The 24,387-nt window shown below is 59.9% G+C and carries 22 protein-coding genes and 1 other RNA gene; 11 read left to right on the forward strand and 12 right to left on the reverse strand.

Annotated elements, in window-relative coordinates; all coding sequences use genetic code 11:
• Positions 1 to 5 precede the first annotated feature (5 nt).
• Both Q0C28_RS13525 and Q0C28_RS13530 read right to left on the reverse strand, forming a co-directional pair.
• On the reverse strand, positions 6 to 638 hold the full coding sequence (locus tag Q0C28_RS13525) for a DUF1326 domain-containing protein (RefSeq protein WP_293576627.1): 633 nt from the start codon (positions 636 to 638) through the stop codon (positions 6 to 8).
• Between the two features lie 22 nt (positions 639 to 660).
• Positions 661 to 1,431 carry a DUF2182 domain-containing protein gene (locus tag Q0C28_RS13530; RefSeq protein WP_293576629.1) on the reverse strand — a complete coding sequence of 257 codons (771 nt, stop codon included), beginning with the start codon at positions 1,429 to 1,431 and terminating at the stop codon, positions 661 to 663.
• Between the two features lie 140 nt (positions 1,432 to 1,571).
• On the opposite strand from Q0C28_RS13530, the gene Q0C28_RS13535 reads away from it, so the two are divergent.
• Both Q0C28_RS13535 and ssrA read left to right on the forward strand, forming a co-directional pair.
• The gene (locus Q0C28_RS13535; RefSeq protein ID WP_293576631.1) at positions 1,572 to 2,336 is read left to right on the forward strand and encodes a FadR/GntR family transcriptional regulator; all 765 of its coding nucleotides are present in this window, start codon (positions 1,572 to 1,574) and stop codon (positions 2,334 to 2,336) included.
• Positions 2,337 to 2,387: 51 nt separating this feature from the next.
• Positions 2,388 to 2,760: a transfer-messenger RNA gene (ssrA, locus tag Q0C28_RS13540) on the forward strand.
• A gap of 180 nt (positions 2,761 to 2,940) precedes the next feature.
• On the opposite strand, the gene hutU is transcribed toward ssrA, so the two are convergent.
• Genes hutU through hutI form a run of 4 tightly spaced genes read right to left on the reverse strand, consistent with a single transcriptional unit; the run spans position 2,941 to position 8,148 of the window.
• The gene (hutU, locus tag Q0C28_RS13545; protein WP_293576633.1) at positions 2,941 to 4,620 is read right to left on the reverse strand and encodes a urocanate hydratase; all 1,680 of its coding nucleotides are present in this window, start codon (positions 4,618 to 4,620) and stop codon (positions 2,941 to 2,943) included.
• Entirely contained in the window at positions 4,617 to 5,408 is a 792-nt protein-coding gene (gene hutG / locus Q0C28_RS13550; protein ID WP_293576635.1) for an N-formylglutamate deformylase, read from the reverse strand. Before hutG ends, hutU begins: the two co-directional genes overlap by 4 nt.
• Positions 5,408 to 6,943, reverse strand: a complete 1,536-nt coding sequence (gene hutH, locus Q0C28_RS13555; RefSeq protein ID WP_293576637.1) for a histidine ammonia-lyase — start codon at positions 6,941 to 6,943, stop codon at positions 5,408 to 5,410. The genes hutG and hutH overlap by 1 nt, the downstream gene beginning before the upstream one ends.
• Entirely contained in the window at positions 6,940 to 8,148 is a 1,209-nt protein-coding gene (gene hutI / locus Q0C28_RS13560) for an imidazolonepropionase (protein WP_293576639.1), read from the reverse strand. The genes hutH and hutI overlap by 4 nt, the downstream gene beginning before the upstream one ends.
• A gap of 80 nt (positions 8,149 to 8,228) precedes the next feature.
• Here hutI and Q0C28_RS13565 point away from each other — a divergent pair, with 80 nt between their 5' ends.
• The 5 genes from Q0C28_RS13565 to Q0C28_RS13585 all read left to right on the forward strand — a co-directional run bounded on the left by Q0C28_RS13565 (position 8,229) and on the right by Q0C28_RS13585 (position 13,252).
• Positions 8,229 to 9,590 (forward strand): formimidoylglutamate deiminase, encoded by a 1,362-nt coding sequence (locus Q0C28_RS13565; RefSeq protein WP_293576641.1) that lies wholly within the window; start codon positions 8,229 to 8,231, stop codon positions 9,588 to 9,590.
• 71 nt (positions 9,591 to 9,661) lie between these two features.
• Positions 9,662 to 10,366 carry a UTRA domain-containing protein gene (locus tag Q0C28_RS13570; protein WP_293576642.1) on the forward strand — a complete coding sequence of 235 codons (705 nt, stop codon included), beginning with the start codon at positions 9,662 to 9,664 and terminating at the stop codon, positions 10,364 to 10,366.
• Between the two features lie 237 nt (positions 10,367 to 10,603).
• Positions 10,604 to 11,098: a nuclear transport factor 2 family protein gene (locus Q0C28_RS13575; protein ID WP_293576644.1), complete on the forward strand. Its 495-nt coding sequence runs from the start codon at positions 10,604 to 10,606 to the stop codon at positions 11,096 to 11,098.
• Between the two features lie 276 nt (positions 11,099 to 11,374).
• Positions 11,375 to 12,649, forward strand: coding sequence for a chromate efflux transporter (chrA, locus tag Q0C28_RS13580; protein WP_293576709.1), 1,275 nt, complete (start codon positions 11,375 to 11,377; stop codon positions 12,647 to 12,649).
• Between the two features lie 123 nt (positions 12,650 to 12,772).
• Positions 12,773 to 13,252 (forward strand): ClpXP protease specificity-enhancing factor SspB, encoded by a 480-nt coding sequence (locus Q0C28_RS13585; RefSeq protein ID WP_293576645.1) that lies wholly within the window; start codon positions 12,773 to 12,775, stop codon positions 13,250 to 13,252.
• A gap of 135 nt (positions 13,253 to 13,387) precedes the next feature.
• On the opposite strand, the gene Q0C28_RS13590 is transcribed toward Q0C28_RS13585, so the two are convergent.
• Positions 13,388 to 13,978 carry a hypothetical protein gene (locus Q0C28_RS13590; protein WP_366934242.1) on the reverse strand — a complete coding sequence of 197 codons (591 nt, stop codon included), beginning with the start codon at positions 13,976 to 13,978 and terminating at the stop codon, positions 13,388 to 13,390.
• Positions 13,979 to 14,221: 243 nt separating this feature from the next.
• Here Q0C28_RS13590 and fumC point away from each other — a divergent pair, with 243 nt between their 5' ends.
• The 3 genes from fumC to Q0C28_RS13605 all read left to right on the forward strand — a co-directional run bounded on the left by fumC (position 14,222) and on the right by Q0C28_RS13605 (position 16,152).
• The gene (gene fumC, locus Q0C28_RS13595; protein ID WP_293576647.1) at positions 14,222 to 15,616 is read left to right on the forward strand and encodes a class II fumarate hydratase; all 1,395 of its coding nucleotides are present in this window, start codon (positions 14,222 to 14,224) and stop codon (positions 15,614 to 15,616) included.
• Positions 15,617 to 15,717: 101 nt separating this feature from the next.
• The gene (locus tag Q0C28_RS13600; protein ID WP_293576648.1) at positions 15,718 to 15,894 is read left to right on the forward strand and encodes a DUF4169 family protein; all 177 of its coding nucleotides are present in this window, start codon (positions 15,718 to 15,720) and stop codon (positions 15,892 to 15,894) included.
• 15 nt (positions 15,895 to 15,909) lie between these two features.
• On the forward strand, positions 15,910 to 16,152 hold the full coding sequence (locus Q0C28_RS13605; protein ID WP_293576650.1) for a ribbon-helix-helix domain-containing protein: 243 nt from the start codon (positions 15,910 to 15,912) through the stop codon (positions 16,150 to 16,152).
• A gap of 87 nt (positions 16,153 to 16,239) precedes the next feature.
• Here Q0C28_RS13605 and Q0C28_RS13610 read toward each other — a convergent pair whose 3' ends face one another.
• From Q0C28_RS13610 to Q0C28_RS13620, 3 genes are all read right to left on the reverse strand, one after another.
• The gene (locus Q0C28_RS13610) at positions 16,240 to 17,679 is read right to left on the reverse strand and encodes a cytochrome P450 (protein WP_293576652.1); all 1,440 of its coding nucleotides are present in this window, start codon (positions 17,677 to 17,679) and stop codon (positions 16,240 to 16,242) included.
• A complete protein-coding gene (locus tag Q0C28_RS13615; protein WP_293576711.1) occupies positions 17,680 to 19,002 on the reverse strand; it encodes a hypothetical protein in 1,323 nt (440 codons plus the stop codon).
• 158 nt (positions 19,003 to 19,160) lie between these two features.
• Positions 19,161 to 19,913 carry a cytochrome c biogenesis protein CcdA gene (locus Q0C28_RS13620; protein WP_293576654.1) on the reverse strand — a complete coding sequence of 251 codons (753 nt, stop codon included), beginning with the start codon at positions 19,911 to 19,913 and terminating at the stop codon, positions 19,161 to 19,163.
• Between the two features lie 94 nt (positions 19,914 to 20,007).
• On the opposite strand from Q0C28_RS13620, the gene Q0C28_RS13625 reads away from it, so the two are divergent.
• Entirely contained in the window at positions 20,008 to 20,241 is a 234-nt protein-coding gene (locus Q0C28_RS13625; RefSeq protein WP_293576655.1) for a sulfurtransferase TusA family protein, read from the forward strand.
• 164 nt (positions 20,242 to 20,405) lie between these two features.
• Here Q0C28_RS13625 and Q0C28_RS13630 read toward each other — a convergent pair whose 3' ends face one another.
• Both Q0C28_RS13630 and Q0C28_RS13635 read right to left on the reverse strand, forming a co-directional pair.
• Positions 20,406 to 20,879 (reverse strand): nuclear transport factor 2 family protein, encoded by a 474-nt coding sequence (locus Q0C28_RS13630; protein WP_293576657.1) that lies wholly within the window; start codon positions 20,877 to 20,879, stop codon positions 20,406 to 20,408.
• Positions 20,880 to 21,027: 148 nt separating this feature from the next.
• Complete coding sequence (locus Q0C28_RS13635; protein ID WP_293576658.1) at positions 21,028 to 24,123, reverse strand: ribonuclease E/G; 3,096 nt, start codon at positions 24,121 to 24,123, stop codon at positions 21,028 to 21,030.
• Positions 24,124 to 24,387: the final 264 nt, after the last annotated feature.

The following is a 24,387-nucleotide window of genomic DNA, read 5'->3' on the forward strand; positions in this document are numbered from 1 at the left end:
CTTTCTCAGCGCGGACCATGCCAGTCGATCTGGCAGATTTCAGCGGAACGGTTTTCAAAGTCCCACACCCGACCAAAAGCGCGCACACGGCCTTTGGTGGCTTTGGCAACGGTGATGTCCGGGCCCATCCAATATTCGGTGTTGCTGACAACGATGTCCTTGCCATCCTTGCCTTCGACAGGAACAACGGCGCCTTGGATCTTCTTGCCCACCATCAGGCGGCGTTCCTTGCCTTCGGTTTCAAACACCACAGGCGCGCGCTCGGCGCCGAGGAATTCGCTGACCAGAAGCGAGAACAGACCAGTGGTGCCGCGAGCGGCACCGGAGAAGATGTTGACCAACCCATCATACGCCGCCTCAGAGGCGCGCTCGTCGATGAAGGCCGCCGCTTTCCAGTTACCGCGGCCCATGTTGCCCGGAATTTCAAGGAACAGCCCGACGTTCAAACCCGACAGGTCTTCGTCACCGTATTGTCCCTCATCAATGCGCACCCCGGCCCAGGCCTGACAGTGGCCTTCGGTCGGTGGGTGCTGGCCCAGCGACACAACGCAGGGGCAAAACACCGTGCAATTGCAGTTCAGGATCAGTTCGCCCTTGATGGTCCAAGGCACCGTGCCAACAGCAGCATCCAAAGCCATTTTACATTCTCCCTTTGTGATCTCAGATCAATGTGAGGCCGATCCAGGCGGACCAGCCCAGCAACACAACACCCAAGGGCCGCGTCAGGTAGCGGCCCAGATCGGGCAGTTTTTCGAAAGCCATAATCAGCGTGGCGAGCCCCATGAAGGCCACGTTCATGACGCCACCAACGAAGGCGAGCAGCATCAGCGCCCAACAGCAGCCCAGACACACCAGCCCAAGACGCAGCCCATTGCGGAACGCGCCCTCATCCCAATGCTGCATGAAGAACACCAGCGGGCGGCGACATTTGCTGAGACAGGCTTCTTTGGCATCGGAGAACTGATAGAGCCCTGCGATCAGCAGCAGACCCGCACTCAGCCCCGCTGAAAGACTGTCACCAAACGCCGAAATCAGCCCCAATCCAAACAGCAGCATCTGCAAACCCGCCGCGACCAGTGAAAAGACGAACCAGACCAGCAGATAGCCACCGACCAGATCCCAAAACCGCGTGTCTGGTGCCGCATGGCTAAGATCATCATAGGTGGCAAAAGCAGGCAGCGCGGTCGGCGCCATCATCGCCGCCGACATCAGCGCCCACATCAACACAACACGCAGATAGCCCGCCGCATCCGGGGTCATGGTGCAAAGGTCGCGCCAGAAATCAGCGCCATAGACGCGGCTGAAATCCCGCATCTCCTGCGGTACCGCCATCAGATACAGCACCAGCCAGCAGGCCAGGATACCGGAAAACAGTCCCAGCCAGTGCCAGCCATGCATCAGGCGGATCTTTTGAGCGAGAAGTGTTTTCATCTGCGGCTCCGTCTGTGAGGTCGGTTGCGGATGCGGTTACCAGCATGAGCGGCTTGTTCTGGGCCGACTCAACTCTTAAGAAGGAAATGTCAGACTTTTAAATGTCTGACAAATGATTTTTGCAATTGCGGACCCACGTCATGAAGCTCGATCCCAACAGCGCGGCGGATCTTTCTGCCCAAATTGCCCAGGCCATCCGCGATGCGATAGTGGCCGGTGACTTGATTGTCGACGAACGGCTGCCGTCGGAAACCGAACTGTCCGATCAGTTTCAAGTGTCCCGTCCCACCGTGCGCGAGGCGCTGAAACGACTGGCCGCGCAATCGCTGATCCGCACCCAGAGGGGGGCAACGGGGGGCGCTTTTGTGAACCGTTTGAACTACGAAGACGCCTATTCGCAGCAGATCACCACCTCCACTCTGCTGCTGAGCATGAATGCCGTGAGTTTCGATACCGCCTGCGAAGCCCGTTACGCGCTGGAGCGGGCCTGTGCGCCATTGTCGGCGTCTCGGCGCAATGCGGATCAATTGGCCACCATGCGGGCGGAGATTTTTCGCCAGGGGCAGCCTGGGCTGACCGATGAGGCTTTTTGTGCGTCGGATGTGGCGTTTCACCGGGCGTTGGTCGATGGCGCGGGCAACCCGGTGTTGTCCTATCAATTGGCTGGCGCTGTTGAGGCGATGCAGCCGCTGATGAATATGATCACTTTCACCGCCCGGGACCGCCAGATCATTCTTGCGCTGCACAGCCGGATTGCGGATGCGATCGAGGCAGGTGACGGCACCGCCGCCGTCGAAGGCCTGAGCGCGCTGGAGGAAGAAACCCGCGCGCTGGCGGCTGCAGTGTTTGCGGCGCGCTCCAAGCGCGCATCAGAGCCGGCTCCAGCAGAGCCTTCGGCGCACTAGCCTGCGCAGGCATCGGAAAACAGACCAGAATTCCACCGCTTTGGCGGTTCCCCTCTTTGCTTTCGCGAACGGCGCGCATATATAGGGGTTGTTCTTCGGAACTATGGACATAAACGCGCTCGTAATAAGCGGATCGGACCCGGGGGCGGTACCCGGCGGCTCCACCAAAACACCACTGGGGTGTCCTTCGTTTGGGGATATTTTCAGGTTCTGGGGGCCGAAACAGGATCGACGAACGTCTAAAGGAGTTAGCTTTGTCTCGGCTGTCTGCCACCGTTACCGGCGAAACTAGTACAATTGCAAACGACAATCGTGCTCCGGTTGCTCTGGCTGCGTAAGCAGTCCGAGTCGAACCGACTTTAAGCCCTAGCGCCTAGCCGCGTTAGGCGGGGTTCGCAGGTACCTGGCAACAGAAACCTGCACTTTCCCCTACCTTCTCGTCTAACTGCTCTGCCCCAGTTTGGTCCCGCTTGCGCTGGATCGCCCCTACTGGGCTGCCGCAGCACCATGAACGCGGAAAGATCCGGACCGTTATGGCCCGGATCCGATCTTGATGCTCTATTTGGCGATCTGGGACACCCTGCCCCTACAAGACGCCCTGCCCTTACAGAATGGCAGGCAGGTTCAGATCGTGCTCTTTGGCGCAATCGCGCGCGATGTAATAGCCCGCATCAGCGTGGCGCATCACGCCGGTGGCCGGATCGTTCCACAACACGCGCGCAATACGCCGGTCGGCATCTTCCGTGCCGTCACAGCAAATGACCACGCCCGAATGCTGCGAAAAGCCCATGCCCACACCGCCACCGTGATGCAGCGAAACCCAGGTCGCACCTGATGCGGTGTTCAACAGCGCATTGAGCAGCGGCCAATCCGACACGGCGTCAGAGCCATCTTTCATCGCCTCGGTTTCGCGGTTGGGTGACGCAACAGAGCCAGAATCCAGATGATCACGGCCGATCACCACGGGCGCAGACAATTCGCCGTTGCGCACCATTTCGTTGAACGCCAGTCCCGCCTTGTGCCGGTCGCCGAGACCGATCCAGCAGATCCGCGCAGGCAGCCCCTGAAACGCGATGCGTTCCTGCGCCATGTCAAGCCAGCGGTGAAGATGCTGATTGTCCGGGAACAGCTCTTTCATTTTGGCGTCTGTCTTGCGGATATCCTCGGGATCGCCCGACAGCGCGGCCCAGCGGAACGGGCCAATGCCACGGCAGAACAGCGGGCGGATGTAGGCAGGCACAAACCCCGGGAAGGCAAAGGCGTTCTCGAACCCTTCGTCCTGGGCCACCTGCCGGATGTTGTTGCCGTAATCCAAGGTTGGTACGCCCGCGTTCCAGAAATCCACCATGGCCTCGACGTGGGTGCGCATGGCCATGCGAGCCTCGCGTTCCACCCGTTTCGGGTCCTGTTCACGGGCCTCGCGCCATTGCGCCATGCTCCAGCCGATAGGCAGATAGCCGTTGATCGGATCATGGGCCGATGTCTGGTCTGTCACGATGTCGGGCCGCAGACCGCCCGCCTGCATCCGGCGATAGATCTCTGGGAAAATCTCTGCCGCGTTGCCAAGAAGCCCGACCGATTTCGCCTCCCCCGCAGCGGTCCACCGCTCGATCATCGCCAGCGCCTCGTCCAGCGTTTCGGCTTTTTCGTCTAGATATTTGGTGCGCAGGCGGAAATCGATGCTGTCAGGGTTGCATTCGACCGCCAAGCAGCTGGCCCCGGCAAACACCGCCGCAAGAGGCTGCGCGCCCCCCATGCCACCCAGACCACCGGTGAGAATCCATTTGCCACTCAGATCACCGCCGTAGTGCTGGCGACCTGCCTCGGCAAAGGTTTCATAGGTGCCCTGCACAATGCCCTGGGTGCCGATGTAGATCCAGGAACCAGCGGTCATCTGGCCGTACATCATGAGCCCTTTTTTATCGAGCTCGTTGAAATGATCCCAGTTGGCCCAATGCGGCACCAGATTGGAGTTGGCGATCAGCACGCGCGGCGCGTCCTTATGCGTCTGGAACACGCCCACCGGTTTGCCGGATTGCACCAGCAATGTCTGGTCTTCGTCCAGCTCTTTCAGGCTGGAGACAATCTGGTCGAAATCCTGCCAGGTTCGTGCGGCGCGACCAATGCCGCCATAGACCACGAGTTCATGCGGGTTTTCCGCCACATCGGGATGCAGGTTGTTCATCATCATGCGCAGCGGCGCCTCTGTCACCCAATGTTTGGTGGTCAGCTCCGGGCCGGTGGGCGGAAAGATATCACGGGTGTTCTTGCGGGGATCACTCATGCGGAGGGTCTCCAGTTCTGCAGATCGGTGAGAATACGGGCGAGTGTTTGGCGCAGCCGGTCAGCGCGCTCGGGGCGATAGGTCCAGGGCGGGTGTTCGTCGCAATATGTGGCCTGGGCGAGCTCCATCTGAATGGCATGCACGCCGGATGCGGGGCGACCATAGTGACGGGTGGTCCATCCCCCTTTGAAGCGGCCGTTGATCACGGATGTATAGCCGTCGGCCTGTTCGCAGTACTGCGCCACCAGCTGTTCCAGCGCAGGATCACAGGTCTGGCCCAGATTGGTGCCGATGCTGAAATCCGGCAATCGGCCCTCGAACAGGAACGGGATGCGGCCACGAATGGAATGGCAATCATAGAGAATGGCAAAGCCGTGGCGCGCCTTCACCCGATCAATCTGGGCCTCTAGCGCTGCGTGATAGGGCGTGTGATACGCCTCGCAGAGCGTTGCGGTTTCTGCCGCATTGGGTTCAAATCCGGGTTGCCACATCGGTCGCCCATCAAAATCGGTCTGCGGCACCAATGTGGTGGTGTTCTGCCCCGGATAGAGTGAAACCCCAGCGGGGTCGCGATTGGCATCCACGACATAGCGGTGCACATGGGAGCGCACGATGGTCACATCCTCGACCAGCCCGTCATACAGCTGTGCGATGTGCCAATCGGTATCAGCAAGCTGCCGACCATTCTCATTCAGCCGGTCCGCGATCTCTGTGGGCACATAGGTCCCGCCATGGGACTGCCCCAAGATCAGCGGGCTATCGCCTTCGATACATTCAAAAACCTGCATCACCACAACTCCGGCAGATCTGCGCTCACGCAGCCCATCAGCGTGCCTGACGCCACCAGATCATGCGCGGCATCAAGATCCGGTGCCATGAACCTGTCGTCGCCCAGTGCCGGGACCTGCTGCCGCAACTGGGCCAGAACCCCCTGCAAGGCGGGGCTGGTCAACAGCGGCGCACGGAACTCCACGCCCTGCGCGGCGCAGAGCAATTCGACGCCCAGAATATGGTTGAGATTGTCGACCATAACCGACAGGCGCCGCGCACCATGTGCGGCCATGGAGACATGATCTTCCTGGTTGGCAGAGGTGGGCGTCGAGTCCGTCACGCAGGGGTTGGCGAGATGCTTGTTCTCGCTCATCAGCGCGGCGGTTGTGACCTCTGCGATCATCAGACCGGAATTCAAGCCCGGTTTGGGGGTCAGGAACGGTGGCAAATCATGGCTAAGCGCCGGATCCACCATCAAGGCGATCCGCCGCTGGGCAATGGCACCGATTTCCGACAGAGCAAGCGCCATCATATCCGCAGCAAATCCAACGGGTTCGGCATGAAAGTTACCGCCAGAGACGATGGCGCCATCCTCTGTCAGAACCAATGGGTTGTCGGTGGCTGCATTGGCTTCGATCAGCAGGGTGTCGGCGGCTTTGCGCAACACATCCATCGCAGCACCCGTGACCTGCGGCTGGCAACGGATGCAATAGGGATCCTGCACCCGGCTGTCGCCGTCTCGGTGGCTCTCGCGGATGGCAGAGCCAGACAGGATGCTGCGCATGGCCTGGGCCGCTTCGATCTGACCTTGATGTCCGCGCAGCGCATGGATCTGCGGATGAAGCGGCGCGGTCGATCCCATGATGGCGTCAGTGGACAGGGCCGAGACAACCAGCGCGTTGCAGGCCGCACGCCAGGCGCCGAACATCCCGGCCAGGGCATAGGCGGTGGAAAACTGGGTGCCATTGATGAAGGCCAGACCCTCTTTGGGGCCCAGTTCGATCGGGCTCAGGCCTGCCTGCTTCAACGCCTCTGCCGCGGGCATGACCGTGCCCTGAAACTCTGCTTCGCCTTCGCCGATCATCGCGGCGGTCATATGCGACAGCGGTGCGAGATCACCGGAGGCCCCAACCGACCCTTTGGCCGGAACAACCGGGGTCACCCCGGCAGCGAGCATGTCCTGCAACAATGCGATGCGCGACCAGCCCACCCCGGATGCGCCGCGACCAAAAGAGATCAGCTTCAACACCATCATCAGGCGCACAACGGCGCGCGGCATGGCTGGACCGACGCCGCAGCAATGGGACAAGATCAAATTGCGCTGCAGCGTTGCGGTGTCTTCCGGTGCGATCTTGACGCTGGCGAGTTTGCCAAATCCGGTGTTGACGCCATAGACAGGGGCGGTCGCGGCAGCGGCCTTTGCCACCTGCGCAGCGGCGGCGTCGACCGCGGCGCGGCAGTCATCGTCCAACACCACAGGGCATTCGTCGCGATACACGCGCTCCAGCTGCTCCAGCGTAACCTGACCAGGGCAAAGAATAAGAGCCGTCACTTTATGTCTCCGAAAATGCGTTGATGAAGAGGGTTGAACCCAATGCGATAGGCCAGCTCTGCCGGATGAAAGACCGACCAGATGGCAAGATCTGCAATATTGCCCGCCGCCAGCGTGCCAAGATCCGACAGCCCCAAGGCCTGGGCGGCGTTGCGGGTGACGCCTGCCAGCGCTTCCTCCGGCGTGAGCCGAAACAGGGTGCAACCCATGTTCATCGCCATCAGCAGCGAGGCGAGCGGCGCAGAGCCCGGATTGCAATCAGTCGCCAGCGCCATCGCCACATTCTGTTTGCGCAACAGGTCCACAGGCGGCAGGCAGGTCTCCCGCAGGGTGTAGAACGCACCAGGCAACAGCGTGGCAACGGTGCCGCTGGCGGCAAGTGCGGCCACCCCGTCGGCGTCGAGATATTCCAAGTGATCCACAGACAGCGCGCCATAGCTGGCAGCCAGCTGCGCCCCGCCCAAGTTGGACAGCTGTTCAGCGTGCAATTTGACCGGCAGTCCGAGATCACGGGCCAGATCAAACACGCGGGCGATTTGCTCAAGGGAAAATGCAATGCCCTCACAAAATCCGTCCACCGCATCAACCAACCCCTCGTCATGGGCCTGCTGCAATCCGGGCAACACCACCTGGTCAATGTAGTCATCGGCCCGTCCAGCAAACTCCGGCGGGACGGCATGCGCTGCCAAATAGCTGGTCACGATACGCACGGGACGCAGCTGCGCCAATCTGCGCGCGGCGCGCAGCATGGTCAATTCCGCCGCAATCGAAAGCCCGTAGCCGGATTTGACCTCCAGCGTTGTGACGCCTTCGGCGATCATCGCATCAAGCCGTGGCAAAGCCTGAGCGATCAGATCTTCTTCGCTGGCGGCACGTGTGGCCTGCACCGTTGACAGGATCCCTCCGCCTGCTCGGGCGACCTCTTCGTAGGAGGCACCATTCAAACGCAGCTCAAACTCTGCGGCGCGGTGACCACCATGAACGATATGCGTGTGCGCGTCGATCAAAGCCGGGGTCAGCAGCCGCCCCTCCAGATCGACGCGCTGCGCATCTGCATACGGCTCAGGCAGATCCACAAAGGCCCCAACCCAAAGGATCCGCCCGTCACAGACGACCAATGCAGCCCCCTGCATCAGCCCATACGGCGTGTCGCCAGCTGCCATCGTGGCAATCGGACCACCATGATAGACCACAAAACCTGCCATATCCGGACACTCCTGCATTGTGTGCTTTAGATTTCAGGTATATTCTTTAATTGTTTTTGTCTACACAAAAGAGAAGTCACATGATCCTCTTCGCTGACTCTGCCCTGTTGGGCGACCACTGGCACCATAATGTGCGGATCACCCTGTCCGGCGGTCGGATCTCGGAGATCTGCCCTGACAGCGATGTGCAGCCAGGCGATCATCGCGTGCCCGTCCTGCTGCCTGCCCTGGCCAACCTGCACAGCCACAGCTTCCAGCGGGCCATGGCCGGTATGAGCGAAGTCAAAACGAGAGGGCGGGAGAGTTTCTGGACCTGGCGCGACATCATGTATCGTTTTCTGGACCGGCTCGCGCCGGAGCAGATTGAAGCCATCGCCGCGCTTACATTTGTTGAAATGCTGGAGGCCGGCTTTGCCTCGGTTGGTGAATTCCACTACGTCCACCATCAGCCGGGCGGCCTGCCCTATGATGATCCCTCAGAGCTGAGCCAGCGCATTCTGGCGGCTGCGTCCGAAGTTGGCATCGGGCTGACACATCTGCCGGTGCTTTATACCTGCGCGGGCGTGAACCAAGAGCCGCTGGCCGGAGGGCAGCTGCGGTTTGGCAACGAACTTGACCGGTATCTCGAGCTGCAGGCGCGCTGCCGCAGCAGCCTGCCTGATGCGCCTGCCGACACTGCGGTGGGGATTGCCCCCCATTCGCTGCGCGCCATTCGTCCAAGCGATCTCACCGAACTGTTGGCGGCGGTCCCAACCGGACCAGTCCACATCCACATCGCCGAGCAGCTGCAGGAGGTGGCCGATGTCACCGCCAATCATGGGCAGTCGCCGGTCGCCTGGCTGCTTGACCAGGTGGAAGTGGATGATCGTTGGTGCCTGATCCACGCGACCCATATGACCAGCGCCGAGACCCTGGCCATGGCGCAATCCGGCGCGGTTGCCGGGCTCTGCCCGGTGACAGAGGCGAACCTGGGCGATGGCGCCTTCAACGGTCCTGAATTTATCACGGCCGTTGGGCAGTTTGGCGTCGGATCGGATTCCAATATCCGCATTTCACTGACCGAAGAACTCAGCACACTCGAATACTCCCAACGCCTGCGCGATATGGCCCGTGGGGTGATGGTGGTCGGTGAAGGGTCGGTTGGCACAACCCTATTCTGCGGATCAGCCCGCGGCGGCGCCCAGGCCCTGGGGCGCGACACCGGAGAAATTGCCGTGGGCAAATGGGCGGATCTGATGGCAGTGGACCGCGACCACCCGGCATTGTGCGGTTTGCGCGACGAACAGGTGCTGGATGGCCTATGCTTTGCCGCGCCCAATAGCGTGGTGACAGATGTCTGGTCTGCAGGTCGCCATATGGTGCAGCAGGGCCGTCATGTGGCGCGCACAGCGGTCGTTGACCGCTATCGCGGCGTAATGCGCAATCTGATGGCCGTGCTGTGATCATCCCCCGTTGGCGGGCGCGGTTGTGCCCGTTATAGAGCCCCCTACCCAAGCGAAGAAAGCACCGGCCCATGAAGCCAACGCGCACCACCCTCAGCTACCGGGACATAAAGAAAGTGGTTCTGGACCGAATCCACGGCAGCATCTGGCCACCGGACAGCCTGCTGCCGACGGAGACAGAGTTGGCGGAAGAGTTCTCCAGCACCCGCACCACCGTCAACCGGGCGCTGCGCGAATTGGCCGAAGAAGGCTTCATTGAGCGGCGGCGCAAATCCGGAACGCGGGTGCTGAACACGCCGATCCGCAAGGCGCAGTTTGCCATTCCGCTGATCCGCGACGAAATCACCAGCACTGGGGCAACCTACCGCTATGCGCTGGTGGAACAGCAGAGTACCGTAGCGCCCGACTGGCTGGCTGCCCGGCTGTCCCTGCCACCGCGGCAGGAGGTCATCCATCTGCGCTGTATGCATTTCGCGGACAACACCCCATTTCAGTATGAGGTGCGCTGGATCGTACCAGACAGCGTGCCGGACGTGAACGATGCGGATTTTTCCGAAGTCGGCCCAAACGACTGGCTGGTGCAAAAGGTCCCGTTCACCAACCTTGAGCTGAGCCTGCTCGCCACCAAGGCAGATGACACCGTGGCGGCGTTTCTGGACTGCCCAATCGGAGAGCCGGTTTTCACGGCAGAGCGCACAACCTGGCTGCGCCAGACGCCCGTAACACTGGCGAAACTTTACTTTGCACCGGGTTACAAATTGACCACCAGACTGTAGAGTTTCGCGTTGATTTTACGGGCAAAAACAACCCTTAAACCAATGCGCATTTCGTGCAGATCGCCCAAATTTAGTAAGTCTACATATCATTTTTACGGCTTTTTCACCGTCCCCCACGACCAGAGCGGCGGCAAAACCCATCTCTTTGGAACATTTTATTCAAATTTAACGATTTTTGATTGAACCTTTTGTGAACTCCGTGTTCTGTCAAACGGTGGCCGAAAACCACACTTCCGCATGAGTGACACCGAGCAGTTCAGCACCATGAAAAACAGCGATGACCTCTTCAACTGGTTCTATGACGTTTGGGTCAAACGCGACCACAACCGTATCGCTGGCGCCTTTCATCCGGAGCTGTCCATTTTCGGCCCGCTGCATGGGGCGATCTCCGCCGAAGAGGACTATGCCGAGATCGTTCACACGCTTGCCAACCTGCTAGTCGATATCGACATCACCAAAACCCACGGCGTGACCGAGGGTGATCTCTGTGCGGTGCGTTTGCATGTGACTGGCCGGGGCGTCCATTCTGATCAGGTCCTGGACTACTACGGCCAATTGATGGTGCGGTTGGAGAACGGCCAGATCCGGGAGTTTCTGTCCAACTTCGATTACATGACGATGTTTGAACAACTCGGCCAACTGCCCGATGACTGCCTGCCGATCTGCATGACTGGTGAACGCCTGCAGTGGGTGGAACCTGCAACATCCCGCCCACAGGGCAACGAAAGCTGAAACACAGGCGCTGGATCTACAAACGCGGGCACAGGTGGCATATCGCGGACACAGTGGCTTGTCCCTCTTGACACCAGTCGCATTATTCCGCGGTGACCAGCAGCTTTCTATTGCACATCCGGCACAAACACAGTGATGGTGCGCCCGAGCCGCGGGGTGGTGACGCCCTGGGCTGCCCCCGTGCCCACCCTGGTCAATTGCTCCTGTGACCAGCCCTCCAAAGGATCCGCTGTGACCGATCAGCCCCCTGCTTTGTCCTATCGCGCATTGGTGCGCATGTTTGCGGCAATCGGCGTGCTGAGTTTTGGCGGACCAGCTGCGCAGATCGCGCTGATGCATCGGGTGTTGGTCGAGGAGCAAGCGGTCCTAAGCGAAGCGGAGTTTCTGCGCGCGCTGTCATTCTGCATGATGTTGCCCGGACCCGAAGCCATGCAATTGGCCACCTACGCCGGTTGGCGCATCAAAGGCGCGGCTGGCGGGTTGATTGGCGGTTTACTGTTCGTCCTACCGGGGGCGAGCGTGGTGGCAGCTCTGGCCTTTGTCTACATTCACTTTGGCACGCAAGACATTATTCAGCAAGGCTTTTCCGGCATCAAAGCCGCTGTCGTTACATTGGTTTTTGTGGCGCTTTACAAACTGTCCCGCAAGGCGCTGACCGGTACGGTCAGCCACGCTCTTGCTGCCGCGGCTTTTGTTGCCCTGTTTGTGTTTGATCTGCCGTTCCCAGCTGTGATCCTGCTGGCAGGCCTGACAAAAGCACTGCTGCATCAAAACACCACCACGACAACGCTGCATCACGCCAACGCAGCCCCCACACAGGAGGTCGCCAGACAAACGGCCGCCAAGAGCCGGACGACATCCAGCCAAAGCATACAAACCCTTTTGATCTGGGCCACATTGTGGCTGCTGCCCCTCCTGACGCTAAGTGCATACGGCCCCGCGCTGCTCGCAGATATTGGCTGGTTCTTTGCCAAACTCGCGGTCATCTCCTTTGGCGGTGCCTATGCGGTCTTGGCCTACATGTCGCAGACCGTCGTCAGCGATTTCGGCTGGATCACCACGGGCCAGATGATCGACGCATTGGGTTTGGCGGAAACGACACCCGGCCCGCTGATCCTGGTGACACAGTTTGTCGCCATGCTTGCCGGGGCTGCAGAGGGCAGCGCTGCAATGGCTGTTGCGGCAGGGATCATCGCCCTTTGGGCCACGTTTCTCCCTTGTTTTCTGTGGATTTTCCTCGCCGCACCACACATCGAATCCCTGGCAGCTCTGCCCCGCCTGTCCGCCGCGTTGCAGGGCGTGTCAGCTGCGGTGGTTGGCGTTATCCTCAATCTGTCGGTCTGGTTTCTGCAACATGTCATCTTCGCCGAAACCCAGATGGTTGATACGGGCATCGGCTCCATGACCCTGCCCCTGTGGTCTAGCCTCGATCCGACCGCCGCTGGCCTGGTTCTGCTGGCACCCGCTGTCATGGCAATTTGCCGCAGTCAGCTGATCATCGTGCTTGCCGTCATGGCCGGTGCGGGCGTCGTTGCGCATGCATTGGTCTGAGCCCAGGGCTCGCCCAATTTGACGGACCCAAGCGGACAATTATTTTATGATCAAAGACGGAGCGGGCCTTTAGTTTCCCAAATAAATCCGTATTCTGAGGCTAAATCGAACAAGGGTGCACGAATGTCCGGCGAAATTGATTATGGAAACCTGATGCATACGGCCATGCGTGGCCTGATCCGCTCGGTTCTGGACGGCGTGGCCAAAGATGGGCTGCCCGGAAACCATCATTTCTTCATCACCTTCGACACCTCCCACCCGGATGCAGAATTGGCCGATTGGCTGTCCGATCGCTATCCGGGAGAGATGACCGTCGTGATGCAGCATTGGTTCGACAACCTCGATGTGGGCGACGAAGGGTTTGCCATCACGCTGAATTTCGGCGATGCGCCAGAGCCGCTCTACATCCCCTATGACGCGATCAAGACCTTCGTTGATCCATCCGTTGAATTTGGTCTGCGGTTTGAATCGCCGGACGACGGTGAGGAGGATGACGCCGTCGCGCTGGAGGATATCCCGGACGACATCGATATCGAGGTTTCGGAAGACCAAGGCAGCAAGAAAGACGCCGATGTGGTGTCGCTCGACAGCTTCCGCAAATAAGCCGACACAGCTTGTATGACGAAAACCCGGGTGGAGCGATCTATCCGGGTTCTTTCATGCGTGGCTTAGGCTGGTCTATCGCGACGCAAAGAATACTTTAACATTCGCATGCAAGGTGCGGTATTTATTAACAAATTACTGACGCGACAAAAATGTCTGAACCCGTTTCAACGGGTAGCCGTTGCGATGTGAGGAGTAGACCAACTCCAACCCGCCTTCGGCCAATGTCCGGTCATACTGCTGAATTTCGTAGTCACCGTTCGGACCCACAAACATCGAAAACACAGTCAGCGTATCCTTGTTAATGCGCCCCCAAACATAGGGCTCGCCCTTCATGGGATCCAACTGTACGGTATGGCCGAAGACATTGCGCTTCATCGCGGCGGCAAAAATGTCGATGCGATCCGTCGGAGTGAATTCCACGGCATAGGATTTGGTCTTCTTACGCCCATCTGGTTTGGTCGATGTGGTGGTCCACTGCACATAAAAGTTCGCATCGCCCCCCTCTACCGCGCCGATTTTCACAGCGGCGTCACGCCGCTCCCGGCTGCCATCGGCCTGTGGGACAATCAGAGAGCCCTGGTAAGATCCAAAAAACGGCGCGATATCCGCGGCCCGCGCCTGTGTTGTCATCACCAGCGACAGAACAGCGACAGTGATGGCCGCGACAAAGCGCGCCTGTGCTGCGACAACAGCTCTCGCAAAGCGGGCGTGATCGATGCGCATGGACGGGCGGCCTCCTGTTGGGACAAACGGACTGACTGATATGCTGCAATTTAAGGTTCTTTTGCGACTGTGCAATGGGCCGCGCCGCTCTGATCGCACAGATTGCCCCTGTACCCGCTGTTGCGAATGGCTATTGTGCGCACAACTGCGTGATTGCCAGCCCGCGCGCTGCAGGTTAAACGGCATACCGACGCATACAGTATATTGCAACATCGACACCGCAGACAGCAGACGGAGAGACATATGTCCGACACCCGCACCGAAACTGACAGCTTCGGACCGCTCGAAGTTCCCTCCAACAAATATTGGGGTGCGCAGACACAGCGCTCGATCATGAACTTCCCGATTGGCTGGGAAAAGCAGCCGGTCGCCATTGTCCGTGCCCTCGGCGTGATCAAACAGGCCTGCGCCATGGCCAACAAAGCGTCGGGCAAACTGGATGAGAAAATCGCCGATGCCGTGATCCAGGCCGCATCCGAAGTGGTCGCAGGCAAGTTCGACGACAACTTCCCCCTGGTTGTCTGGCAGACAGGTTCGGGCACGCAGTCGAACATGAACTCCAACGAGGTCATCGCCAACCGTGCGATCGAAATCCTCGGCGGTGTGATCGGGTCCAAGGATCCTGTTCACCCGAACGATCACTGCAACATGGGACAGTCGTCCAACGACACCTTCCCGACGGCGATGCATATCGCAACCGCGATGTCGGTGCGTGACGTCCTGGTGCCCGGCCTGACCAAATTGGCCGAGGGGCTGGAGGCGAAAGCCGAACAGTTCAAGGACATCATCAAGATCGGCCGCACCCACACCCAGGATGCAACGCCACTGACACTTGGCCAGGAGTTTGGCGGCTACGCCCATCAGATCCGTCAGGGGCTTGCGCGTGTTGAGGCAGCAATGCCGGGCATCTACGAGCTGGCACAGGGCGGCACGGCTGTGGGCACCGGGCTCAACACCCAAGCTGGCTGGGGCGAAGAGGTGGCGGCAAACATGGCCGAAATCACCGGCCTGCCTTTTGTCACGGCGCCCAACAAATTCGAAGCATTGGCCGCACATGACGCGATGGTGTTCCTGTCGGGCGCGCTCGCGACGATTGCTGGCAGCTGCTACAAGATCGCAAATGACATCCGTTTCCTCGGCTCCGGTCCGCGTTCTGGCCTGGGCGAGCTGATCCTGCCGGAAAACGAGCCGGGATCGTCGATCATGCCGGGCAAGGTGAACCCAACCCAAGCAGAGGCGCTGACTCAAGTGGCCGCCCATGTGATGGGCAACGATGCTGCGATCAAATTTGCAGGCTCGCAGGGCCATTTCGAGTTGAACGTCTACAACCCGATGATGTCCTACAACCTGTTGCAGTCGATCCAACTGCTGGGTGATGCAGCCGACAGCTTTACCGAGCGGATGCTGAACGGCATCGAAGCCAACGAGCCGCGCATCGAAAAGCTGATGAAGGAATCGCTGATGCTGGTGACCGCTCTGGCGCCGACCATTGGCTATGACAACGCAACCACCGTGGCCAAGACCGCGCACAAGAATGGCACCACCTTGAAAGAGGAAGCCATCGCGCTTGGATTTGTGGATGAAGCAACCTTTGACGCAGTGGTGCGGCCAGAGGATATGATCGGCCCCAAGAGCTGATCTGACAAACATCTGCGATGACGCGCCTGACCATTCGGCCGGGCGCGTTTTCTTTTGGTCGGCGCACTGGCATTTTACCGCTCTGGCGGTATGCTGATCATATGGCAGATATTATTAACCTGAACCAATTTCGAAAAACCAAGGCCAAGGCCGATAAGAAGGCACAGGCCGATCAGAACGCGATCACCTTTGGACGCAAGAAAGCGGACAAACAGCTGGATAGAGCCCGCAAAGACCAGGATGACAGCCGTCTTGAAGGTCACAAGCAAGATGATTGAACCAGGGCCCGCCAGATGAGCCTTCGACCGCGCAAACGTTCGCTCACGCTGCGTGGCCACCGTACCTCTGTGTCACTGGAAGATGATTTCTGGGAGGCGTTTCGCGCAATCGCCAGCCAGGACAACCGGGCGATCAATGATCTTGCTGCGGAAATCGACGCCAGCCGCGGAGTGGATTGCGGCTTGGCCTCAGCGATCCGCCTATTCGTGTTGCGACGGCTACAAGAGCGTCTGGATGATCTGACACAAGCGATTTGATACAGGCGATTTGATACAAGCTGTGTAAAATGGCGATTTGAAGCCGGAGATTTGAGGGCCCTGCTCTGGGTTCAACAGCGCGCTTGCTTAGGTCGCATCGCGCGGGGTCAGCCGCAGCCAAATCCCGTTTTTAGAGCGCACAGTCAGATGCGCCTGAGGCACCGGGACGCGATCTTCGATTGCCTCGACCCTGAAATGGCGCAGGATCATCGCCAACAGCATAACCCCTTCGACCATCGCAAAACCGGCACCGGTGCAGACCCGCGGCCCTGCAGAAAACGGAATGAAGGCCTCTTGCGGACAGGCGTTGGCCTTATCGCTTTGCCAGCGTCCGGGATCAAAGACATCCGGGCGGCCCCACAGCCGCTCGTGGCGGTGCAGATGCCACGGGCTCAGCACGATCTGGGAGCGTTTGGGCACCTCTCGATTGCGAAACCGTTTGGCCCTGGTTGTCTCGCGCACCATCATCGGCACCGGCGGATAAAGCCGCAGCGTCTCGCGGAACACATCTCTTGTGGCCCGCAGGCGTGATATCGCCGCAAAATCAGAAAGATCCGCAGCAGCAGCCTCGGCCGCGACTGCCTCCTGCCACTTGGGGCTGCAAGCCAGCAGATACAGCGCCCACGACAGGGCTGCAGCGCTGGTTTCATGACCTGCAAGGAAAAAGATCGCCACCTGATCGACCATTTCATCGGCGGAAAAGCCTTCGCCAGTTTCGGGATCCGTGGTTGTCATGATCTTCGTGGCGAGATCATCGGGCGCCGTGCCCGATGCGATTTCTGCCATACGCTGCTCTGTGAGCTGCTGGATCAGCTGGCGCAGATGCGTGGCGTTTTGTTTGGCATCACGGGTGTGAAAGCGCGGCACCCAGCGCGGCAACCGGACAAAGGCTGCCAGGTTCAAAATCGGCTGTGCCTGCTGATAGCTGCGAAACCGCTGAAACACATCGCGCGCCAGATGATGGGTAATCGGCATCGAAAACAGCGTGCGAAAGATCACATCCGCCGCCACATGGGACGCCATCTCTTCCATCTCGACCGGCTGGGTCAGATCACGCTCGTGCAACCGTGTGACCAGCGCCTGCGCGGCCGCATGCATCGCTGGGTAGGTGTCTTTCAACCGCCCCCCTTCAAAGGCGGGGTCGATGATCCGCCGCTGGCGTTTCCACATCGCCCCATTGGTCACAAAGACAGAATTTCCCAGCAAGGGGCGCAGCCCTTCGGTGATCCGGTCGGATTTGGGGAAATCCTCCGGTTCCTGCTTCAACACCCGCGCCACAAGTTCGGGTTGATTGACTAGAAAAGAGCGGAAAAACGGCGTTCGAAATTCTGCCATCCACGCACGATAAAGCCGGGATGGCTGCGCCGAGAGGAGATCTGCACGAAACAGCCGCAAATACTGCCAAAGCGACACCCGATCCGCGCGCGATCTTGGCTTTGGCGGCTCAAACGGCGTCTGCGCGGGCGCCGCAACCTCCGCAGCGCGCTCACCAACACCAGGTTTCGATGGATGATCTGCGTCTTTCATCTATCGATCCACAGCGGTGAATTTTGAGGCTGTGACATCAATCCGTGAGCGCGATGGCGCCCGATCCCTGTAGCGGGCCTCCAGTGTCATGGGGCCTGCAGTGATCTGGAAGAAATCATAATCACCGGGTTGGTCGAACGCACAGAGGTACTGAAAATGAAGCCGGAAAAATCGCCAGCGCAGCGCGGCCTGTTTGGCCGGGCTGAGGGTCTGACTGAAAGCTGCTGATACCACGAGCGGCCAACGCGTTCCCGTGCCTGCCACGCCACTCACCGCGACAGGATCACACAGTGCAAAGCAACAGCCGTCTCCGGGGGCGGAGACATCCACCCAGCACAGATCCGACCGGTGAGACAGATCCTGAAGGTCCCGGCGCAGACGATACGCATCCGGCAGGAACGACACCATCGGAACCACCTGCCCCAGTGTCAAAAGCCCCAGTGCCGATTGACGCCCCAGGGGCAAAATCCGCATGACATCCGCAACCGCGCTGACCGCGATATAGGCCCCGGAGGAATGCCCAACGACAAGCACCTCGTCATATGTCGGCTCGCTCAGCGCTGCTGCAATTTCGCCGGAAAACTCGGCTATGCGGCGCTCCAGCGCTGCGGGATAAGCCCCGTTCTGGGAGGCGGCGAAGGCGAAATCATGCATCAGATAATGGGCGTAGACATGTCGGTCCAACGCTTTGAACACCTGCAACAGTTTCCATCCAAACCACGCATCAACCGCCCAGGCCACCGCGGAACTTGCAACAGCAAGCAAGCTGCTCGGCCCCGGCGCCTCCCCCAGGGCAAGCCCAAGACCCGACAGGAGGGCCACGTCAAACAGCGCATGCAACGCAACAACACAGACCAGCGCCGCGCAAGCTTGCAGCAGCAGCACAACAACAGGATAGAGTGCGGCAATCACCGGCCCCTTTCGCAACCACATCAACCGCTGAAAGGTGCCGGTCCGCGCATAAAGCCAGGCTGTGCGCAGCAACTGGAGGTAGGTCCGCGTGATGCCGCCTGTCATATTCTCCTTGACGATATCAGACCAGATCAGCACCTCCACGTCGGTTTCGATGCTCTGATCCTCGATCATGGCGCGCAAGTGCCAGCCGTAAGTCGATGGATCTGACCCAGTCTTTTCAGGGGCCTGCGCCGTCAGGGCGATCTGATAGCCGCTGATCTCGGCCTGGATGGCGCTTTCCTTGCGGTAGAGTTCGCGGTAGCGGCGCGGATGAAACGGATCAAACCCAGGCACGTAAAACAGCTTGCGCCGCCGGACGGTTGCGGCGGTTTCGCCTGCATCCGTGGTCTGCTCTGGGGAAAGGTTGATCGACAAATCGGCGGGTTCCGCTGGCCTGGGTCTGGATCCGATCAGACTAGCCGCTCACCACAAAAAGCGTAAGCCCCGCCAGGTGAATTTACCTGACAGGGCCTACCATGTTTGCGTTTATCTTGCGGCGGATGCCGCCACAGAACAGGCGGTCTTGCCTAGCCCAGCGTGGCCAGAACCGGGAATGTTTCCAGCAGCCAGAAAGAAAAGCTGGAGAAACCACCGGTCAGCATCAACAGGCCAACTGTCCAGAGCAACAGGCCCATGACGCGTTCGATCTGCTCCATATGGCGTTTCATCCAGCCCATGACCCCGCCGAGTCGCGACAGGAACGCCGCACACAACAGGAACGGAATCCCAAGCCCGGCCGCATAAATCGCGAGCAACGATGTACCACGTGCAATCGAACCCTCTGATGCTGCAAGTGTCAGGATCGCCCCCAGTTGCGGGCCAATGCAGGGAGTCCAACCAAAGGCAAAGGCCAGTCCAAGCACGTAAGCGCCAAAGGCAGAGCCGCCGCGGTCACCCACATCAAGCCGGGCCTCGCGGTCCAGAAAACCGATCCGGTAGACACCGACAAAATGCGCGCCAAAGATCATGACCAAGATGCCAGCAAGCGTGTTCAGCCAATCCTGATAGGCCAAGAACACAGACCCAATAGCCGACGCGGTGAAGCCAAGGAACAAAAACACCGTCGACAGGCCCAGAACAAAGTACAGCGCAGCAACAACCGCCTTGCGCCGGGCGGCTGCGGTGCCTTCCATCTCGCCCACGGTCACACCGCTCATATAGGCGAGGTAAGGCGGCACAATCGGCAGGACGCACGGCGACAAAAAGCTGATCACACCGCTCAGCAGTGCAACCACCATGGCAGGAATCAAACCTGCATCAATGATCTCAAATCCATACATGCGCCAGACTTAGACCAGGGGCGCGCAAAGGTCACGGGGGCGGACGGTCACATCCTTGTGGACAGGATGAAACAAGCAGCTTATCTGATCAGCCATGAGTGAGATCCATGACACCCTTGATGCCCTGGGCCTGCTGTGCCCCCTCCCTGTGTTGAAGGCCCGCAAGCGCCTGAAACCGCTCGCAATCGGCGAAGTCCTGGAGGTGCAGGCCGACGATCCCGCCGCGTTGGTCGACATTCCGCATTTCTGTCACGAAGCCGGGCATCACCTGATTTCGACCCGCGAGGAAGCACAGCATCAGGTCTATCTGATCCGCAAGGGCGCGTAAGCCCGCAAGCAGTGCTGCCTCATAGATCCACGCGCAGATCTGCGCATCGGGTTTGGGGCTGCTTGCTATGACCAAGCCCCGGTTGCCCTTCAGAAAACTGCTGCAAGAGCGGGCTTGTGCTTCCCCTGCCCCTCATGGCCGCCACAGAATCCGTGGCGCGTGGATTAGGGTAGATGGTTCTCCGCACCTTCGGGCAAGGCGTCGCTGTCCTGGCTGAACATGTTCAACCATCGCCGATCATGGCGCTGCCAGAGCGAGCGAACATACATCGCACCTGTCAGGACATCGGATGTATCGCTGGATGTCCCATCCTGCGTTTTGGAGGCGAAAGCCGCGTCAGGTTTTGCAACACGGGTGAATGTCGCACGATAGGCCAGTAGCACGCAGTCTGTGGACAGCATCAGCAAACGCGGCTCCTCGATTGTAAACGTGGCAACTGTTGGCCCGGTGTGCAGCTGTGCGACGTGGTCCCGACGTGTGGCAAAGCCGCTGGGGTAAACGCCCAGAAAATCTGGGTGCAGCGCGGCCTCATCCGCTGCCGCGTCACCATCCACGAGGGCCTGCCAAACTGCGGTCTCGCAGGCCAGAATGTCCGATAGCAGTTGATCCGACGATGTTCCCGCTGACGTATCGGTCATATGCTGCGTGTGATCCATTTCGTGCCCGCTCCCCTATCCTGCACCTTGTCAGACCCACGACCGCTCTGTCCGCGTTTTGATTTGCATCAGGTCCGATCGAGCTACAGCCCAAGAAAAAAGCGGGCACTGGGCCCGCTTTTTCTGAATGTTAGCTTCCAACGGACCACCAACCGCGCCGTTTTGGCTTGGGCGGTTCTGTGGGAGCAGGCTCAGGCTCCTCCGCGACCGCTTCCAACACCGGTTCTGGTGCAGGCGCGGGTTCGGCAGAAGTTTCAGCCTCTGTCTCGGCTTCAGTCGTTGATGCCTCAACCGTCTCCTCTGCGGACGCTTCAACCCTCGCCTCTTCGCCGGTCATCGGTTCAGCGGCCTCGCTTGCGTCGCTCTGGCCAGCCTCTTCTACCGTCTCGGCAGCCGCCTCAGACACGTCGTCTGCCGTCGTCTCAGTCTCGGCGGCCACCTGCGCTTCCGGCTCGGCGGTTTGCTCAGCAGCTGCACCGGATGTGTTGTCCTCCACCTCAGCTGTGACAGGCTCAACCGCCGCTTCTGCTGTGTTCTCGGACGTTACCACCTCGGTCGCCTCCGGAGCCGGATCCGTCGCTGCAGACTCGCTTGTTGCGGCCTCATCGCTTTTCTTGCGACGGCTGCGCGTTCTGGTGCGGGTGCGGGTCCGTTTTTTCGGCTCTGCGTCTGGCGCGTCTTCCTTGGTCTCAGCCTCGGCAGCAACCGCAGCATCATCACCTGGTGCATCCGCAGATCCGGCCTCTTTGCCAGCCGCAGCGCCCGCCTCGTCAGACGCCTCGCCTGCATCCTGTTTCGCGGCCTCATCCCCCTCAGAGGAGGACTTGCGACGACGCCGACGGCGACGTTTGCGTTTGGGCTTGCCCTCGCCGTCACCCTCAGCGGTTTCGGTCTCTGCGACGCTGTCCGCTGCGACCTCATCGGCGTCGCTGGTATCGGCCTCTTCCGCGTCAACTTGCTCCATGATCGATGTGTCCGCGGATACCACCGCGGCGCTTGGCGCGGGGATAACCCGCGATGCGGTCTTGAACTTCTCGATGGTGAAGTCAGGGCTCACAAGATGCGGGTCACCTTCGATACGGACCGAAAGCCCATAGCGGGTTTCGATCTGGGCGATGTGCTCGCGCTTCTGGTTCATCAGATAGTTGGCGATCTCAACCGGGCAACGCACCAGAACCTCGCGGGACCGACGGCGTGTGCCTTCTTCTTCGATCTGACGCAGGATCGACAAAGCAAGCGAATCGTCAGAGCGGATCAAGCCGGTGCCGTGGCAATGCGGACATGGCGCGGTTGTGGCCTCGATCATGCCGGGGCGCAGACGCTGACGCGACATTTCCATCAAACCGAAGCCAGAGATGCGGCCCACCTGAATGCGGGCGCGGTCGGTTTTCAGCTTGTCTTTCATCCGCTTTTCGACGGCGGCGTTGTTCTTGCGCTCGTCCATGTCGATGAAATCGATCACGATCAAACCGGCCAAATCGCGCAGGCGCAATTGGCGCGCGACCTCTTCGGCCGCTTCGAGGTTGGTTTTCAGCGCGGTTTCTTCGATGGAGCCTTCTTTGGTCGCCCGACCAGAGTTCACATCGATGGCCACCAGCGCCTCGGTCACGCCGATGACGATATAGCCACCCGATTTCAGCTGCACCGTCGGGTTGAACATCCCTGCCAGGTAGCTTTCGACCTGATAGCGCGCAAACAGCGGCAACGCCTCGTGGTAGTGCTTCACGTTTTTGGCGTGGGACGGCATGATCATCTTCATGAAGTCCTTGGCGATGCGGTAGCCGCGGTCGCCTTCCACCAGCACCTCGTCAATCTCACGGCTATAGAGATCGCGGATGGACCGTTTGATCAGGTCGCCTTCCTCATAGATCTTCGCCGGTGCGATGGACTTCAGGGTCAGTTCGCGGATCTGTTCCCACATCCGCTGCAGATATTCATAGTCGCGTTTGATTTCGGATTTTGTGCGTTTGGCGCCAGCGGTGCGGACAATCAGCCCTGCGCCCGACGGCACGTCCAACTCGGTCGCGATATCCTTGAGCTTTTTACGGTCGGCTGCATTGGTGATCTTACGGGAGATACCACCACCGCGGGCGGTGTTCGGCATCAGCACGCAGTAGCGGCCTGCCAGCGACAGATAGGTGGTCAGTGCAGCGCCTTTGTTGCCGCGCTCTTCCTTGACGACCTGCACCAACAGGACCTGGCGGACCTTGATGACTTCCTGAATTTTGTAGCGCCGGGGACGCGGCTTGCGCGGCGGGCGGATATCCTCGCTGTCGTCTTCGTCAGCAACGGATTCGATATCCTTGTCCTTGGCCGAAGCATCATCTGCACGGGCCGAGGTGGCGTCATCCTCGTCGGTTTCTGTATCGGTGCCAGCTGTGTCTGTGTCGGCGCCGTTATCAGCCTCGGCGTCAGCATCCGCGTCCGCCTCAGCCGGGGTTGCTGATGCTGTTGCATCACCGGCGTCTGCGTCTGCTGCAGCGGGTTCAGCCTGATCTGCAGCTTCTCCATCAGCGGGCGTCTCGTCGGATGCTTCAACAGGCGCCTCGCTGGCCTCTGCGTCTGCACTGACACCATCGGTAGCTTCGGCTGCATCCGCCGCATCATCAGCGGCGTCATCACTGGCGTTCTCGACCTGTGCTGCAGGTGTTTCCTCTGTAGCAGCCTCACCTGTTGCATCCGCAGCGGCCGCTTCTGGCACATCTGCGAGCTTGTCCGCATCCGCGCCCTCGTCGGTCGCCAGATCGATGGTTTCCATCCCGGAGATCGCTGCAGGCGCATCGGAGACAGTGACGTCGTCGCCTTCGGCGGTGACGTCTTTGGTCTCGACAACATCCGCGGATTTCACGTCTGCCGCTTTGGTCCGGCTGCGCCGGGAGCGGGTCCGTTTGGCCGGTTTGGCCTCTTCTTCCTCATCGCGCGCACGCATCGCCTCTGCGTAGGCGCGTTCTTCTTCCATCAGAGCTTCGCGATCGGCGACCGGGATCTGATAGTAGTCCGGATGAATTTCCGAAAAGGCCAGGAACCCGTGGCGGTTGCCGCCATAATCGACGAAAGCCGCCTGAAGCGAGGGTTCGACCCGAGTTACTTTTGCGAGATAGATATTACCGGCAAGCTGCCGCTTGTTTTCTGATTCAAAGTCGAACTCCTCGACCTTGTTTCCGTCGACCACCACAACGCGGGTTTCTTCCGCGTGGGTGGCATCGATAAGCATCTTCTTTGCCATGTGTCCTTGTTGCACCGACCGCGCACGCGTGCGTCCGGCCTGTTACCAGGCGGAGGTTGACGATTGGGGTGGTGTCTTGTCTGGGCGATGCATTGATCGGCGCGGTTAAACAGATCAGTACAGCGGTTAGCCCCGGAACGATGCTCCGGCCCTCCTGCCTGTCTGCTGTTCTCTCTCGCGCGCGTCATCGCGTTTCTTCTCCGACAGGGGGGATTGTCCGCGCCCTGCCTGTTATATCCCCTCCGACAAGCGGAAGGTGGGTCA

Source organism: Phaeobacter sp. (assembly GCF_022825805.1).
GTDB lineage: Bacteria > Pseudomonadota > Alphaproteobacteria > Rhodobacterales > Rhodobacteraceae > Phaeobacter.

Excerpts from the sequence above, each read along its gene's own strand:
- Q0C28_RS13525 (WP_293576627.1), bottom strand. The coding sequence starts at position 638 with ATGGCTTTGGATGCTGCTGTTGGCACGGTGCCTTGGACCATCAAGGGC.
- Q0C28_RS13530 (WP_293576629.1), bottom strand. The coding sequence starts at position 1,431 with ATGAAAACACTTCTCGCTCAAAAGATCCGCCTGATGCATGGCTGGCAC.
- Q0C28_RS13535 (WP_293576631.1), top strand. The coding sequence starts at position 1,572 with ATGAAGCTCGATCCCAACAGCGCGGCGGATCTTTCTGCCCAAATTGCC.
- hutU (WP_293576633.1), bottom strand. The coding sequence starts at position 4,620 with ATGAGTGATCCCCGCAAGAACACCCGTGATATCTTTCCGCCCACCGGC.
- hutG (WP_293576635.1), bottom strand. The coding sequence starts at position 5,408 with ATGCAGGTTTTTGAATGTATCGAAGGCGATAGCCCGCTGATCTTGGGG.
- hutI (WP_293576639.1), bottom strand. The coding sequence starts at position 8,148 with ATGGCAGGTTTTGTGGTCTATCATGGTGGTCCGATTGCCACGATGGCA.
- Q0C28_RS13565 (WP_293576641.1), top strand. The coding sequence starts at position 8,229 with ATGATCCTCTTCGCTGACTCTGCCCTGTTGGGCGACCACTGGCACCAT.
- Q0C28_RS13570 (WP_293576642.1), top strand. The coding sequence starts at position 9,662 with ATGAAGCCAACGCGCACCACCCTCAGCTACCGGGACATAAAGAAAGTG.
- Q0C28_RS13575 (WP_293576644.1), top strand. The coding sequence starts at position 10,604 with ATGAGTGACACCGAGCAGTTCAGCACCATGAAAAACAGCGATGACCTC.
- chrA (WP_293576709.1), top strand. The coding sequence starts at position 11,375 with ATGTTTGCGGCAATCGGCGTGCTGAGTTTTGGCGGACCAGCTGCGCAG.
- Q0C28_RS13585 (WP_293576645.1), top strand. The coding sequence starts at position 12,773 with ATGTCCGGCGAAATTGATTATGGAAACCTGATGCATACGGCCATGCGT.
- Q0C28_RS13590 (WP_366934242.1), bottom strand. The coding sequence starts at position 13,978 with ATGCGCATCGATCACGCCCGCTTTGCGAGAGCTGTTGTCGCAGCACAG.
- fumC (WP_293576647.1), top strand. The coding sequence starts at position 14,222 with ATGTCCGACACCCGCACCGAAACTGACAGCTTCGGACCGCTCGAAGTT.
- Q0C28_RS13600 (WP_293576648.1), top strand. The coding sequence starts at position 15,718 with ATGGCAGATATTATTAACCTGAACCAATTTCGAAAAACCAAGGCCAAG.
- Q0C28_RS13605 (WP_293576650.1), top strand. The coding sequence starts at position 15,910 with ATGAGCCTTCGACCGCGCAAACGTTCGCTCACGCTGCGTGGCCACCGT.
- Q0C28_RS13610 (WP_293576652.1), bottom strand. The coding sequence starts at position 17,679 with ATGAAAGACGCAGATCATCCATCGAAACCTGGTGTTGGTGAGCGCGCT.
- Q0C28_RS13620 (WP_293576654.1), bottom strand. The coding sequence starts at position 19,913 with ATGTATGGATTTGAGATCATTGATGCAGGTTTGATTCCTGCCATGGTG.
- Q0C28_RS13625 (WP_293576655.1), top strand. The coding sequence starts at position 20,008 with ATGAGTGAGATCCATGACACCCTTGATGCCCTGGGCCTGCTGTGCCCC.
- Q0C28_RS13630 (WP_293576657.1), bottom strand. The coding sequence starts at position 20,879 with ATGACCGATACGTCAGCGGGAACATCGTCGGATCAACTGCTATCGGAC.
- Q0C28_RS13635 (WP_293576658.1), bottom strand. The coding sequence starts at position 24,123 with ATGGCAAAGAAGATGCTTATCGATGCCACCCACGCGGAAGAAACCCGC.